The sequence below is a fragment of the Adhaeribacter pallidiroseus genome (genome assembly GCF_003340495.1).
Lineage (GTDB): Bacteria > Bacteroidota > Bacteroidia > Cytophagales > Hymenobacteraceae > Adhaeribacter > Adhaeribacter pallidiroseus.
This window is the reverse complement of record NZ_QASA01000001.1, coordinates 624,966-639,400: the sequence shown is the minus strand read 5'-3', so window position 1 is coordinate 639,400 and position 14,435 is coordinate 624,966. Positions and strand designations below refer to the sequence as shown.

General features: G+C 45.5%; 12 protein-coding genes. 1 reads left to right on the top strand and 11 read right to left on the bottom strand.

The window, feature by feature from the left end:
• Positions 1 to 170: 170 nt before the first annotated feature.
• Both AHMF7616_RS02335 and AHMF7616_RS26970 read right to left on the bottom strand, forming a co-directional pair.
• A complete protein-coding gene (locus tag AHMF7616_RS02335) occupies positions 171 to 1,688 on the bottom strand; it encodes a TROVE domain-containing protein (RefSeq protein ID WP_115371419.1) in 1,518 nt (505 codons plus the stop codon).
• Between the two features lie 170 nt (positions 1,689 to 1,858).
• Entirely contained in the window at positions 1,859 to 2,029 is a 171-nt protein-coding gene (locus AHMF7616_RS26970; RefSeq protein ID WP_233507281.1) for a hypothetical protein, read from the bottom strand.
• A 225-nt stretch (positions 2,030 to 2,254) separates the two neighbouring features.
• Here AHMF7616_RS26970 and AHMF7616_RS02325 point away from each other — a divergent pair, with 225 nt between their 5' ends.
• Positions 2,255 to 3,352 (top strand): hypothetical protein, encoded by a 1,098-nt coding sequence (locus tag AHMF7616_RS02325; RefSeq protein ID WP_115371418.1) that lies wholly within the window; start codon positions 2,255 to 2,257, stop codon positions 3,350 to 3,352.
• A gap of 26 nt (positions 3,353 to 3,378) precedes the next feature.
• On the opposite strand, the gene AHMF7616_RS02320 is transcribed toward AHMF7616_RS02325, so the two are convergent.
• From AHMF7616_RS02320 to AHMF7616_RS02285, 9 genes are all read right to left on the bottom strand, one after another.
• Positions 3,379 to 4,536, bottom strand: coding sequence for a VWA domain-containing protein (locus tag AHMF7616_RS02320; protein ID WP_115371417.1), 1,158 nt, complete (start codon positions 4,534 to 4,536; stop codon positions 3,379 to 3,381).
• Positions 4,537 to 4,669: 133 nt separating this feature from the next.
• A complete protein-coding gene (locus AHMF7616_RS02315) occupies positions 4,670 to 6,886 on the bottom strand; it encodes a DUF5682 family protein (protein WP_115371416.1) in 2,217 nt (738 codons plus the stop codon).
• 4 nt (positions 6,887 to 6,890) lie between these two features.
• Positions 6,891 to 7,970, bottom strand: a complete 1,080-nt coding sequence (locus AHMF7616_RS02310) for an ATP-binding protein (RefSeq protein WP_115371415.1) — start codon at positions 7,968 to 7,970, stop codon at positions 6,891 to 6,893.
• 88 nt (positions 7,971 to 8,058) lie between these two features.
• A complete protein-coding gene (locus AHMF7616_RS02305) occupies positions 8,059 to 9,588 on the bottom strand; it encodes a DUF5691 domain-containing protein (protein WP_115371414.1) in 1,530 nt (509 codons plus the stop codon).
• Between the two features lie 3 nt (positions 9,589 to 9,591).
• Complete coding sequence (locus tag AHMF7616_RS02300) at positions 9,592 to 10,893, bottom strand: SWIM zinc finger family protein (protein ID WP_115371413.1); 1,302 nt, start codon at positions 10,891 to 10,893, stop codon at positions 9,592 to 9,594.
• 168 nt (positions 10,894 to 11,061) lie between these two features.
• Positions 11,062 to 12,480, bottom strand: a complete 1,419-nt coding sequence (locus AHMF7616_RS02295; protein WP_115371412.1) for an RtcB family protein — start codon at positions 12,478 to 12,480, stop codon at positions 11,062 to 11,064.
• A 144-nt stretch (positions 12,481 to 12,624) separates the two neighbouring features.
• The gene (locus AHMF7616_RS26965; protein ID WP_233507278.1) at positions 12,625 to 13,269 is read right to left on the bottom strand and encodes a hypothetical protein; all 645 of its coding nucleotides are present in this window, start codon (positions 13,267 to 13,269) and stop codon (positions 12,625 to 12,627) included.
• An 87-nt stretch (positions 13,270 to 13,356) separates the two neighbouring features.
• Positions 13,357 to 13,683: a DNA polymerase beta superfamily protein gene (locus AHMF7616_RS26960; protein WP_233507275.1), complete on the bottom strand. Its 327-nt coding sequence runs from the start codon at positions 13,681 to 13,683 to the stop codon at positions 13,357 to 13,359.
• A complete protein-coding gene (locus AHMF7616_RS02285) occupies positions 13,674 to 14,435 on the bottom strand; it encodes a nucleotidyltransferase domain-containing protein (protein WP_115371411.1) in 762 nt (253 codons plus the stop codon). Before AHMF7616_RS02285 ends, AHMF7616_RS26960 begins: the two co-directional genes overlap by 10 nt.

Genomic DNA, 14,435 nt, shown 5'->3' with positions numbered 1-14,435 from the left:
ATTCTCTCCTCTTCTTCCGGTTAAGAAAGGCCGGGGATGAAGTTTTAAAACCAGCGGAGTGATAAACGAGAAGTGTTTTGCTTTTGCAAGCACGCAGGATTTGAACCCGCTCACCTTAATGAGGTTTTACCGAAGTAACACTTCTCCACGACACCCGCTGATTTATATTTTTAAATTTCTATTGCATCTATTACCGCTAAAGCTTCCTGCCCGTTTTCGATGGCTTCCAATACCTCAAATACTTTATCCGACCAGCCGGCAATCAGGAACACACTGTTCTGGACGAGATGAACGGGCGCCTGGCCATAACCCGCCAGGTCGAAGAGGTAAAGCCTGGCACCGGGAAATAGAACTTTGTACTGCTGCCACTCCTGAGCCAGGTGCCCGCCGTCGCCGGTACTGTTCCAGAGCTGGCAATCGGTAAATAGCAGAACTTTATCAGCTTTTACTTTTCGTTGTATTAAGTCCCGGATTACCAGGTAGCCGTTGGTAGAATAGCCTACTTCGCCGGCGCGCCGGTAAAATTCCTGCACGTTCTGCAATACGTTAGTTTGAGGCAAGTTTATCAATTTCCAACGGTCGCCGAACATACCGGTCATAACGTGGCGGCATTGGTGTTGCAACAACATGCCTAAAAGTAAGCCAATGTCGTACAACAAAATTTTACTGCGCGCCGAAACTGGTTGCTGCATGGAGCCCGACACATCGCAGGCGATTACCACTTTTACCGGCTGGGCAAAGCCTTTCACGTTCCGGATGCTTACTTTTACGGCTTCTTCTAAAGCGGTTAGTACGTACGCCGTAAAGCCGGATTTTACAGTCAATACTTCGCGGTAAGCAGCCAGGTAGCGAAACGGCAATTGTTTGGCATTTTTTACCGCTTTTTCGTTAGCCAGGTACGCACCTAAGCGGGCCACGTGTTCGCCGGAAACATTCGCTTCCAGAATATTGCGCAGGTTGCGGAGCAAAGCCATGTAGCCCAGCTTGCCGCTATCCAGCAATTCTTCCCACTTGGCGGTAAAAGCCCGGCTTTTTTGTTCGGCGGTTTCAAAAGCAACCTGGCCCAAAGCCGATAATTCGGTTTCCCAGGTAAAGGGCGTAGCCAAGGTGTTATTGATAATATTATCGAACAGCTCCTGCTGCGCTGCATCTTTGGCTTTCGGGTGTACCAGAAACAGCGCATCGCGTAGTCTTACTTCGGCGGCCCGGTTGTACTTGGCAAACTGGTAAGCATCGAACTTATTAAATGCCAGGGCAATGCCTTTCTGGACTTGTTTCGAGAGGCGGTTCAGTTTTTTTAAATTTTGGCGCTGGTTGCTTAACTGGTAATAGGCCAGCAATTCGGTTATTTCGTCGGCGCGACTGATTACCCGGTAAATGGTACGGCTTACCAGACTATCGCCGGTGTGCAAACGGGCCAGTTCGATTACCAACACCAGGGGTATACTGCGCAGGTGCAGTCGGGTACGGGCATATACCGCCAGTTTAGCCACAAAAACAGCATCGTTCTGCGCGATTAGTTCTACGATCCGGTTAAGTCGCTCATTTGTTTTTTCGTAGAAGTTGTCCTGTAACGAAGTCGTTACCACGGCAGTGTACAGTTCAGTTCGGACATCCAGCGGAAAAGCCAAAGCCTCTTCGTGGTTGGTAGTAGCCGTTTCTTTCGCCCGGAAAAAGTTGAATCGCATAACCTCTTATTTTAGTTGACGATTCAAAATTGAAAGCCCAGTGCGCAGTCTTTCTGCGTAGCGAATTTTTTTTAAAATATTTATAAATTTTTCTTGATGTAAAACGCCTGTTTTAAAATTGCTGATCTTGAAGATTGATTTTTAATTAAACTACTACTCCACCGCATAAATCACCTCATGGGCTTCATATACTTGCGGTACTTCCAGCTTTTGCAGTGATCGGTCCAGAACTTTTTCGGGTACGGGGTTCTCGCGTTGGGCATTTTTATCCGGTCGTCGCTGGTAGTGCCCGGCGAAAACGGATAATGGTAGGTACTGCCGTATTTTTGTGAAATATTCATAACTCTTGTGCTGTAAAGCTCTATTCCGGGTCTTTCCTGGATAAAGTAGGCGCGGAATAGAGAAAATTTTTAAAATTTAAGTTGTTTTCCAGCTGTTCCGATAGCTTAAGAGAGTAGGAAAGTTCTTATCCAGGGATAGGAAGTTACTTTCCTTAAATATCTTACCCAAAGCCCCCTCCAGAGAGAGGGACTTTGTAAGATAATTTCATTCTCCGATTATGTGGGATGCGGGGGCAGAAAGAACCAAACATTAAAAAACAACCGTGGCTGTATTCGGCCGCAGTAGACTTGCTCTTTGTGCTGTCACCTCCTTTTGGGTGTTTGCTGGCCATTATAGCTTTCCCGGAATTTTTCCGGAACAACCAGGAAATGCCGGTTGCCGCCTGGGTAATTTTAGTTTTATTAATTGATGTAAGCCATGTATACAGCACGCTATTTAGAACTTACTTCGACAAAGAAACTTTCCGGCGGCAAAAGCAACTCATGTTGCTGGTACCCTTACTTTCCTGGATACTGGGTATGCTCCTGTACTCGGTGAGTTCGGTTCTTTTCTGGCGAATTTTAGCTTATCTGGCGGTTTATCATTTTATCCGCCAGCAGTATGGTTTTATGCAACTTTACTCCCGAAAAGAAAAGGTAAGCCAATCAGAGCGGCAGATTAATATAATTACTATTTATACAGCTACCGTTTTCCCTATTCTGTATTGGCATCTGGAAGGCAAGCGTCTTTTTAACTGGTTTGTTCCGGGCGACTTTATAAAAATACCTTATCCCAGCTTTTTACCCGTACTAACCGCTGGTTATTACATAATCATCCTGATTTATGTTCTTAAGGAGATCAGGATGGTGTATCAGCAAAAAACAGTCAATATTCCCCGAAATCTGGTTATTGTGGGTACTTTGCTTTCCTGGTACTTAGGCATTGTGCATTACAACGGCGATTTAATTTATACCACATTTAACGTGGTATCCCACGGTATTCCGTACTTGGCCTTGGTTTGGATTTATGGTCGCAAAAAGCAGGTTAGGGCCGCTAGTAAAGGTACGGTAATACCAAGACTAGAAAACTTACTTTACCGGAATACGGGCATTGTTTTATTTATCGCGATAGTAGCTTTTTTGGCTTACCTGGAAGAAGGTTTTTGGGACAGTCTGGTTTGGCGCGAACACGGCGAAGTTTTTACCTTTTTTGCGAATCTGCCGCAAATTCAGGATAGTTTGCTATTAGCCATATTTGTGCCCTTATTAACTTTGCCCCAAATAACCCATTATGTACTGGATGGCTTTATCTGGAAAGTGTCAAAAGACAGAACTTTAAATTAGTAATTTTTTACGCTGTATTACTCATGTTACGGTACCAACTCTCGGCTTCCGCGGGCGATGGGAATATTATGAATAGCCGCCCATTGACCAATATCTTGTTTCTGGATAGCACTTGCCATAAGATCGGGAAATAAATCTGGGGTGCAGGCAAATACCGGCACCCCAATAGAGGCCAGGTAAGACGCATTACTATGGTCGTAGGCCGGAGAACCATCGTCGTTAAGTGCTAATAATACAATTACTTGTACGCCGCTCGCTACCAGGGCAGCAAAGCGTTTTCTCATTTCATTTACATTGCCACCCTCGTATAAATCAGTTATTACCACCATAACGGTATCTGTTGGCCGGGTAATGATTTGCTCGCAGTAACCTAATGCCAATTGGATGTCGGTACCGCCACCTAGTTGCACGCCAAAAAGTAAATCTACCGGGTCGTGTAATTCTTCGGTCAGGTCAGCTACGGCGGTATCAAACACCACCATCTTGGTTTTTACGGAAGGCAACGAAGCCATTACTGCTCCGAAAATACCAGAATAAACCACCGACGAACCCATCGAACCACTTTGGTCGAGGCACAGGACAATATCTTTTAAAGCAGCTCTTTTGCGACCAAAACCAACGCGAGTTTCCGGAATAATGGTTTTATATTCGGGCTGGTAATGTTTAAGATTTTTACGAATGGTAGTAGGCCAGTCAATCTCGTTGTGCCGGGGCCGGTTTATTTTTACTGATTTATTCAGACTGCCGGTAATGGCCTGTTGCATGGGTTGCGCTAATTTTTTCATAAGCTCCTCCACTACCTTCCGCACTACTTCCCGGGCAGTATCTTTAGTTTTGTCGGGTATTACCCGGCTTAAAGTCATGAGGGTAGCTACTAAATTTACATCTGGTTCTACCGTAGCGAGTATTTCGGGTTCCAACAGCATGGAAGTCAGGTTCAGCCGTTTTAGGGCATCCTGCTGCATTACTTTAACCACCGACGAGGGAAAATAAGTCCGGATATCGCCGAGCCAACGCGATACGTTGGGGGAAGAAGAACCTAAACCGGCGGTCCGTTCCGAGTCATAGAGGGCGGTTAAGGTTTTATCCAGATTTATATCCTGACCAGTTAAGCTTACGCCCGTACCGTCGGCCGCTTCGCCACCTAATATTAAACGCCACCGTTTTAAGTAATTTTTGTTCATTATTTTTAAAATTTCACTGGTTAAGTAACCTATTATCTGCCACGAGCTTTTTGACTCTCAAAAACTTTTAACTAGCCCGCTTAAAATGCTTTTTTCTTTAATTGTTAAATACAGGATTGTTTAAATTTTAAAATCAATTCCTTAAGCCGAATAATTGTGCTACCACCGGTAAAGCTTGTTCGGCGCGTTCGTAATTAAAGTCTAAAGTTGTGGCGCGGCTAGTGGTTCTTCGGTTAGCTCCGCCGTTTTTAGCCTTTTCCCCGATTTTTCTTCTTTCGGCAGGAGTAAAAGATGCAAAATTGCGCCGCAAGAGAGGCAATACTTGTACAAATGTTTCTTCATCCAGCGTGCTTACCCAATTGTTCAGAATAGTCCATAATCCTTCATCCAGGAGCAAGATCATGCCGCTGTTTTTTAAAAAACCTTCGAGCCAGGCAGCAGCGTAACCAGGTTCCTGAGCACTGGAAAGCGCCAAACTGAACTTTACCCCCAGTTCTTCTTCTTTAATTTCTTGCGCATCGGCCAGCAACCTACAAGCGCGGCCTACAATTAATCCGTGAACATTGTGGCTGTTTAGTAAGGTTTGTAATGCTTGTTTCCAGGGGTTTGCAATTTCCAGGTCTTGAAAAAGACTTAACGCCGACTGTACTTCTGAGATCTTTTCGAACAGCGTGCCGGAAGCATCTTCGTCTAAGCCATAACAGGCGTTCGGTAATCCAATACTTACCCGAATGGTTAAGCTGCGCACCAAGTTAATCAGCAGATTTAAGTCCGTTTGGCGTACATTTCCGTAACGACTCACGTAAGCCAACGGAATAAGGGCCTGCATGAGTGGCGTAATGTCCCCGGAAACGGAAGCTAAAGCATCGATGCGTTGCATAAGTTGCGCCACAGCTACTTCTAAATCAGCGGGAATAGCTTTTTCCAGTAATTCGGCTACTTCGCTGATGTTGGTAATCTCCCGGGCCTTTTGAACAATGAAATTAGTAGCGGCGATTTCCAGGGTATTGCCCCATACGCCCATTTCAATAATTTTAATTAACAGTTCTGGCTCCCAATTAAGCGACCATTGTTCTTTAAATGTGCCTTTCCCGGATGCTCTTTGGGGCTTTCCCCAATGAATACCCAAGATAGAAAGGCGGTGTAGCATTTTACTTCGTTCTAAATCGGTAGTCTGGCGCAAGTCTAGTGTTAAGCTTTGCTCGAATGCTTTTGGCATCAGGCGTAACTTTTTTTGCAACCGTTCCAAATCTTTTTGCAGCGGAACCTGGGGAACATCTTCGGGTATCCGGCCCATTTTTTTGCCAACAATTAACTCCTGAAAAAGTAAGTCGAGCATCCAGGCATCACCAAAACAAATAACGGACTGTGTAGCCTGGTTCAGTTCCGTTAAGCCCGGCCGGGATAGTTGCCGGAGCCCAGCCAACGTTTCGGCCAGCCGAAAGGCATCAATTACGTGCGCTACGGAAGTGTCCATCTTTTTCTGCCGGAAAACCCGGGCCACTTTGGTCATCCAGGTAATGCCGGTATCCTGCGGGTAATCCCATAAATGCTGGTACCAACCCGGCGAGGTAACCCCGGCTCCGTACCCGCTGTAAAACGTCAGGCGGCTAAAAGTCCACGGAATCCAGGTAGAAGCTACTTTTACTTTGGGCAAGCCTTTTAGTAAATCGTTGTCGTGTTTTTTAGAGGGCATTTCTACTAAGGCCGGGGCGTGCCAGGCACCGCAAACCACGGCTATATTCTGGAATCCGTTTGCTTCTGCATCCCGGATTATTTTGCGCATAAAGGCTTCCCGCAACAAAGTTTCTTCTGATTCTGCTCGGTTCAGATCTTTCCTTAAATGCTGCATGGCCTCCAGCACTGCTTCAAAAGCTTCTTCGGACTCACGGCGCTGCTCAAACATGTGCTCCCACCACGATTCACCGTCATCGAAACCCGCTGCTTGGCCTAAGTAATCCAGAGGATAATTACCAGGTTCGTCGGCTTGCGTCTTTGGTAAAGTAGAGTTATGCTCCGGTTTGCTGGCCTCTAAAGCAAATCTATGGGCCAACGGCAGGTCCATAAAATTTACGGGTACCTGATTTTGCTGGGCGTATTTAATGGCCTGCCATTCCGGCGAGAAAGCAGCAAACGGGTAAAACACCGCTTCTTCGGGTTTGTCCGGGAGGTACGCCAGTAAGGCTACCGGCGGTTTCATCGCTTCCTGATAGGCTAATTTTAAAATTTCGTTGGCATCGGGCGGTCCTTCCACTAAAACCATGTCCGGTTGCAATTTTTCCAAAGCCAGTTTCAGGCTGCGAGCCGAACCCGGACCATGATGTCGGATGCCAAAAACAGTTACGCTCATGTGGTTAAACTAACTCCCGGCACGACCGGTAAATATCTTTCCAGCCATCGCGGCTTTTAACCACAGTTTCCAGGTACTCCAGCCAGACTACCTTATCTTGTACCGGGTCTTTTACCACCGACCCAACTAAACCGGCGGCTACATCGTGGGCATTCAGAACGCCATCCCCGAAATGCCCTGCCAAGGCCATGCCGCTGTTAATCACCGATATGGCTTCGGCGGTGCTCATGGTGCTGGTCGGGATTTTAAGTTTGGTTTTACCATCCAGCGTTACCCCACTGCGCAACTCCCGGAAAATAGTAACAATGCGTTTAATTTCTTCTAAGGCGGGTGGCTCGGCCGGTAATTCTAGTGCCCGGCCTAAAGTTTCTACCCGCCGGGTTACTATTTCTACCTCTTCTTCCATGGTATCGGGCACCGGTAGAATAACGGTGTTAAACCTTCTCTTTAAAGCACCGGAAAGCTCGTTTACGCCTTTGTCGCGGTTATTGGCGGTGGCAATTACGTTAAAACCCCGGTTCGATTGTATTTCCATGTTTAATTCGGGTACCGGCAGCATTTTTTCCGATAGAATGGTAATAAGCGTATCCTGTACATCCGCCGATATCCGGGTTAATTCTTCTATACGGGCAATTTTACCGTCCTGCATGGCCCGCATCATGGGCGTTACTACCAAGGCATTGGGCGAAGGTCCTTCGGCTAATAGCTTGGCGTAATTCCAGCCGTACCGGATGGCTTCTTCGCCGGTGCCAGCCGTACCCTGAATCAGTAAAGTAGAAGTGCCGGAAATAGCGGCAGCCAGATGCTCGGAAACCCACGACTTGGCTGTGCCCGGTAATCCGTACAGCAATAAGGCCCGGTCGGTGGTTAAGGTAGCCACGGCAATTTCCATTAACCGGCGGCTACCAATGTATTTAGGAGTAATCCGAAAGCCATTTGTTAATGTGCCACCGATTAAGTAAGTAACCACGGCCCACGGCGACAATTGCCAATTTGGTGGGCAAGGGTGAGAATCAACTTTTTTAAGTTCTTCAATTTCTTCGGCAAACTGGTGCTCCGCGTGAGCACGTTGTACTTGTTGCATGAGGTATTATTTATAATGTTGCTTGATTTTGGGAATAATGCCGGAAAAAAGCCGGCGTTTGTACCTGTTAGTGAGTGCTAAGTTTAAATTAGTTAGGGAAGCAGGTCTGGAGGTCTAATCTTATTTCCAAAGCCCGGATTAATTTATTTTGCAACGCGTGCCACCGCGAGCTGAGATTGGGGTCGGCTGGTTCTATAGCGTGTAGATGCGGAAGTATTTCCGGGTGCAAAAGCAAATGCAGTTCGAACAGGCGATAAAACCCTTGGTACATGGTTTGCTCGGTATAGGTATTTGCTAATTCCTGCATTACTTTCATGGAGAAAGGGGCATCCCAGTTAAAATTAAGTTCCAACAAGAAGTCGATGGTATGTAACCGGTAGTCCAGCTTTTTTTTACGCAAAACCTGATTTAAGTAATCTTGCTGATCCGCCTCGGGTAGCAAATTTAATAGTTGAGGCACCAGGGAATAGGCAGAAAATCTTAATTCGTCGTATTCTGGTAGTTTTACGTTTAACCAAATCTTTGCCCAGCGAGCATCTTTAAAGCGGATAGTAGCCGAAATAAGAGCGGCCAGGTTAGCTTGTAATAATTTATTTTTAAAAAATAAGGATAATATTTTCTCCGGGCCCGCCTGAAGGTGTGTTTCCCAAAATGCCGGTGGGATTAAGGATAAAACCTGGCTCAGCCAATAATCCTGATCGGGAATATTTTTATTATTGCTTAATTCTTGAATTCCTTTCTTTTTTAAAATAGCCGGGAAAGTATCGGGTATTTTTACTTCCAGTTCTTCTTTCGAGAAAGCAATCAAGGATTTGGTTATTTTTAAAGTAATCCAGGTTTTAACTTCCTCTCCTAATTCTTGCACCCATGTTGATTCGGGTAGTTGGCTAAGCAGCAGGGTAATTGCCTCTTTTACTTTCTGGCTTTTATCGGTTTGTAAATCTTTAAGCCAGGCTTCATCGGCCCAGGATAAATTTTTAACAAAAATGCTGAGTAACTCCGCCCGGCTATTCGCATTTTCTTCTTTCCAACTGGAAGTTAAAAGTTCCCGAGCCCGGTCGGGATCTTCTTGCCGGATTTGCCTTAGTAATTGTTTGCGTTCTTCCGGTTTGCCTTGTTCCCAAATTTCAGTTTCGGTTTGCAGTAAATACTGCCAATCGGCGTTAAAACTGGCCAGCCATTTTCCCCGGTTACCCACCGCTTCTTTCACCAAAGCACGGAGGTTTACATTTTTTCTGCCTTCGTCCAACAATACCGGAATATAATCTTCCCGCACTCGCTGTTGGGCTTGCGTACATTGTTGCAACCAAACTAATACTAAAGTAGGAAAGCCTTCTTCCAGAATAGTTGCCAAGGTTTGTACGGCTTTGTCAGAGCAAACCGGTTTATGATCTGATTCAGCTGGTTGAGGCACGCTGGTTTGCCAAACCGGAAGGTTGCCACCCGCTTGCGTATAGTTTAAAAGCAAGGCGGCTGTTTTTAAGAAATATTCTTCTGGATCATCAGGACCTAGTTGGCTAAGTAAATCCTGTACCGGCAGCGGTAAATATTCCGAACTAAGTTTTTGGCGTTCTGTACCTACCAAAGCAACCTTTACAGCTTCTTCCCAAACATCCATAAATTATAAAGGTAAATACGTTTTATTGTGCCACACGCCTAAAGGTAAAAAGGATTGCGGCCGGTAAAGCCCGAACAGATTAAGTGGGGTTCCGCCGCTTAAGGCTAAAAGTTGCCACGATTTTTTAAAATTTTTGTCAAGAGTAAGGTATCGGTTTTCTTCATCCTTCAAATACCATTGATTTTGATAAAAGAAAGGATTCAAACTTTTTACCAGGCAAGGTAAATTATTTTGCCAGGGATAACTCGCAATTGCTGTTGCAAACTGATCCTGTATAACGGATAATGGATTAAATTCTTCTAACTCCGGCATTTCCATCGTCTGGCTTTGCTCTTTAATTAAGGCGCGTAAGGGGAAGCTTCCCGGATAAAACAGTAGCTCTGCCTTCAGGGCGGTACCAACCAGTAATCCTAAATCAGTCGGTTTAGACAAATGGTAAAAGTTAAGCACCATCGCGGATCTTCCTGTATTTTGTCCGTAAAGCCAGTAGGATTGGGTAAGAATATTTGCTTCTTCGGTAGATTGCTTGGCCAGTACCAGCCAGGTATCTTTTAAGCCGGCGCCGGCTTTTAACTCCTCCTGATTCTGAGTCCAACCTACCAGGGCTTTTAAATCAGCTTGCACAGTTTCTGGTAAGTTTGCTATAGCAGGATAAGCTTGAGCCAGCAAATAAATCTGAATTAATTTGTGAAGTAATGGCGATTGCCAACCTTCCTGAACGTACGAAATAATACCTAATTCACGGATTAAGTTAGCTACCCCAGGAGCTTGGGCATCTACTAGGCGGGCAGCTGGGTTTTGCCAGAAAGAATAACTTTTTTCCGGCACGACCAATAGGCCGTTCCGAATTAAATCTTTCACCCATAAGCTAATTTCTGCCAGGCCGGTTAAAATTTTTGTTTCTCTCGCTTCTGCCCGTTTGGTTTGGGCCAGCGGGTCCGGGGTTTTTACGGGGGCTTCTTCTTTTTTCTCGGTCTTTGCTGTTCTTTTGCCGAGCCATTCGGCAACCCACTCCGGTGGATTTGCTGCCGTGAACACCTCGGGTTTGCGGGCATAAATTAAAAAAAGACCTAGTCCATGCTTGCAAGGAAATTTGCGGCTGGGGCAAGAGCATTTAAAAGCAATGTTCTGCAGATCTATCTGGGTGCGGTAAGGAGTACTGCCACTCCCTTTGATTTCGCCCCAAAGGGCACGATCCTCTGTAGCCAAAGTTAGCCACTTTTCCGGTCGGGCTAAATCTTTACCCGACTTTGTGGAGGAAGTATCTGGTGATAAAGCTAAAACCTGTTCTTCAGACCAATTCATTTATTAATAACAGCAAACTAAAAAATTCCAAGACGTACAAATCCCTTGGCATAATCTTCTTTGATTAAATATTTTACGGTTTTAAAATTAAGGCCCTAAAATATATAGATTATTTAATATAATAAAGTTATTTATTGCTTTAAATTTTATTACTTAGAAATATCAAAATCAATCCACTTCTTTATACTGCTCGTCGCCGCACATCCGGACTATTTTGGGGTAAAAAGTGCCTGCTACTTCTACTAAATCCTGCTGCGCCGCCATTACCTGGTGAATATCTTTGTAGGCCATGGGTGCCTCATCCAGGCCGGAACCTAACACTTCTACTCCGGCTGCCTGCAAATACTGTTGCACCTGATTTACCGAAAGCATAGATTTAGCCTTGGTACGCGACATGGTACGCCCTGCCCCGTGCGAAGCCGAATTTATCGAGGTCACTACTCCTTTACCGCGGACAATAAACCCCGGGGTAGCCATTGAGCCCGGAATAATGCCCAGTACTCCTTTGCCGGCCGGGGTGGCACCTTTGCGGTGTACTATTAAGTTGTTACCAGAGGCGTCTTTTTCTTTCCAGGCAAAGTTATGGTGGTTTTCTATTCTGGCGAGTGGTTCCAGTGCTAAAGCTGCTGCTAATCGCTGATGAATCTGGTGGTGGCAAGCCGAGGCATAATCACCGGCCAAATTCATGGCCCGCCAGTATTCCTGGCCGGCTTCGGTATTTAAATCGAGCCAGGCTAAATGTTTTGCTTCGGGCGGTAACGGACAAGCGGCCATAGCTAACTTGGTATAATGGCCGGCAATGGTAGCACCCATCCCCCGCGAACCAGAGTGCGAGAGAATAGCCAGGTAATTGCCCGGGGCGAGATTCCATTCGTTCGGACCAGCTGGAATCTCAGCAATGCCAAATTCTACAAAATGGTTACCCCCGCCCGAAGAACCCAGTTGCGCAAAAGCCCGGTCTTTTAAGGTCCGTAATACAGGAATTTCGGTAAACTCCGGCTGGTCAATTACGGCGTGTTCCAATGGTTTATGAAAAGTGGCACGACCAAAACGGGTGTTCGCCAACAAAATTTTCTTTAACGGTTGCCGCTGTTGTTCTATAAAGCTAGCGGGCACCGGGTAAATCGTCAGGCACATCCGGCAGCCAATATACACACCTACCCCATACGGTATTACGGCGTTTTGCGTAGCTAATACGCCACCAATGGGTAAGCCGTAACCCTGGTGAGCATCCGGCATCAGGGCACCAGCCACCGCTACCGGCAAACGCATGGCGGTACGCATCTGCTTTAAAGCGCCTTCTTCAATGCCTGCTTTGTCGTACACGGCAAATGGTAAATAAGAATCCGGTAACGGCAGGTATTTTTCAAATTTGGGTTCTAATAAAACAGTGGCTATTGGCGCTAAGGTAGGGTGATCTTGATAAGCAGCAGGAGCTGCTAAAACCGCTTGCAGTATTTGGGTTTGCTCTTTTAAAGTACTGTTGGTAAAATGCGTTTGTAAAGTTTTTAAGGCAATGCCTATAATTTTTCCTTCGGGATAGCCGAGGGTTAGTAAATCATTCCCGGTTAACGGTTTAGTTTCCATTCTTTTTTGGTTTTGCTCCTCATCCTACATCTTCTTTTTCCATAGAAAAAATTAAAAACCCATTTTTTAAGAAGAGTATGAAGAATAAGGTAAATGATAAAGCAAAAAACAGAAGCTGTGCGCAGTCTTTTTGCGTAGAAGATTTTACTTATAAAATTCTTTCCTAACCTGCACCAAAACTTGATTGATGCTAGCTAAATCCGGTACTTCCGGGAGTTTAGATTGCGCATATAACTCGTCCATTTTAGCGATGCGGGCTTCCGCTATGGCTACCAGTTCGGGGTATTCAAAAGCGCCGACGCAGATTTTAAGTAAAAATTCCCGGTCAGGGCGGCGCACGTTAATTTCCCCTGACCGGGCAATTTCTTCGGCCATGGCGAGTAACCGGAACGTATGCATCAAGTTTTTGGCATCGTAATTTTTTCCATGCGACAACGTATTCTGGTAACGGGCATCGTTGCGCTTTGCTACCCATTCCCAGTATTCCTGGTATTCTTTGCAGTAAGTAGAATACGCATTTTTGTTAAACGATAGCACCGCCATGGGCTCTAAACCTTTGGGAATAGAGCTAAGCGAAACATTGTTGGCATTTTCGCGGGGCGCAATGCCTTTAAATTTAAATTCGGGACTATAAAACAAAGCATACAAATCGGGCATGTGCGGAATTTTAGTTAAGCCGCAATCTTCCTGGTTTATTTCTTTTACCTGTAAGAATTGCCGCAGTGCTACGGAGCCTTGGCCTTGCACCACATAACAAAAGTCCAGCACCGATTTACGTTCCGGTTCCATGGGATTAACAATTTTCTTGTTCAGGCCTTTGGCTTTCTTTACTTGCGTGAGGGCATAACCGGCAAAAGTGCTTTGGCAAAGCCGCGATTAAAACAGTTCGGGTTGAAACTGGTCGTAAAGTGGGTGTTTATATGTGATGCAGTCCTGGGGCGTGTTTAGTAATTCCAGCATGTTGGGGTTGTTACGGGCCAGCAGTTCTACAAAACACTTTAGCTCATAATATACCACATCGTTGCTCTCATTACTGAGTTGCTCCACGTAGTTTAAACCATAATATTCGTTTTGGGGTAACACAAATATGCCCCTTATGTCGGTATCCGACGCAACGGTGTGGAGGCCGTAAGCTTTGCTGCCGCTAATGCATTCAAATAACAGGTATTTTTTAATTTTTAAAATTTCTATGGTTAAGGCCATGGTTCGGTTATAATGGTCCGGAACAGATTATTTAGTTTTTGAACAGCCCCAAGTGGTGAGGTAAACGCATTTTTAAACGGTTCGCAATAATTTAAAATTTGCCAGCAATATTGTTCCAGCGCTGCTTCTTTGGGGTGCAGGTACGTTTCGTTCATTTCGGCTTTCAGCAGGAGCAATTCATCTATTTTATTTTTTATTCGGGCATCTTGTACCAAAGGCAAAAGCTCCTGAAACCACATTGGAGGTATGCGGCATTTCTCTACAATCCATAGACTAGCTAAAGTGGTCCGTAACAGATAAAAGTAACTTTTTAGTTTAACCGCCTCCGCCGGAACACAGGTCTTATAGTAGTTAAAAGCCATGCTGGCGTAATGGTGCAATCCGGCTTGGCCAGAAAAATAAGCTGGAGCTAATGCCTGTAATTGTTTCCGGAAATTACCTTGTTGTTGGTAGATAATCGGGGATTGTAACCGCTCGAACATGGCTGCATTCGATTTCAGCAAAAGTTTCAAGCTTTTGCGAACGTCCCAACCCACCAGATCTAAATCTTCTTTCAGGTATTCGATATGGTCTTGTGGCTCATTCAGGGCAAGGTAATTACTAGCCGGATGCCGGTAAATAAACCGGACATCGTAGTCGCTATCGGGCGAGGAGAACCCCCAGGCCCGGCTGCCGGTTTCGCAGGCGAGCAAAATACTTACCCCGTACTCTTTTTCAACTGCGCGCAGTTTTTCTTGTATCCGCTTTCTCAT

Coding starts and splice junctions, on each gene's coding strand:
- AHMF7616_RS02335 (WP_115371419.1), bottom strand. CDS start 1,688: ATGCGATTCAACTTTTTCCGGGCGAAAGAAACGGCTACTACCAACCAC.
- AHMF7616_RS26970 (WP_233507281.1), bottom strand. CDS start 2,029: ATGAATATTTCACAAAAATACGGCAGTACCTACCATTATCCGTTTTCG.
- AHMF7616_RS02325 (WP_115371418.1), top strand. CDS start 2,255: ATGCGGGGGCAGAAAGAACCAAACATTAAAAAACAACCGTGGCTGTAT.
- AHMF7616_RS02320 (WP_115371417.1), bottom strand. CDS start 4,536: ATGAACAAAAATTACTTAAAACGGTGGCGTTTAATATTAGGTGGCGAA.
- AHMF7616_RS02315 (WP_115371416.1), bottom strand. CDS start 6,886: ATGAGCGTAACTGTTTTTGGCATCCGACATCATGGTCCGGGTTCGGCT.
- AHMF7616_RS02310 (WP_115371415.1), bottom strand. CDS start 7,970: ATGCAACAAGTACAACGTGCTCACGCGGAGCACCAGTTTGCCGAAGAA.
- AHMF7616_RS02305 (WP_115371414.1), bottom strand. CDS start 9,588: ATGGATGTTTGGGAAGAAGCTGTAAAGGTTGCTTTGGTAGGTACAGAA.
- AHMF7616_RS02300 (WP_115371413.1), bottom strand. CDS start 10,893: ATGAATTGGTCTGAAGAACAGGTTTTAGCTTTATCACCAGATACTTCC.
- AHMF7616_RS02295 (WP_115371412.1), bottom strand. CDS start 12,480: ATGGAAACTAAACCGTTAACCGGGAATGATTTACTAACCCTCGGCTAT.
- AHMF7616_RS26965 (WP_233507278.1), bottom strand. CDS start 13,269: ATGGAACCGGAACGTAAATCGGTGCTGGACTTTTGTTATGTGGTGCAA.
- AHMF7616_RS26960 (WP_233507275.1), bottom strand. CDS start 13,683: ATGGCCTTAACCATAGAAATTTTAAAAATTAAAAAATACCTGTTATTT.
- AHMF7616_RS02285 (WP_115371411.1), bottom strand. CDS start 14,435: ATGAGAAAGCGGATACAAGAAAAACTGCGCGCAGTTGAAAAAGAGTAC.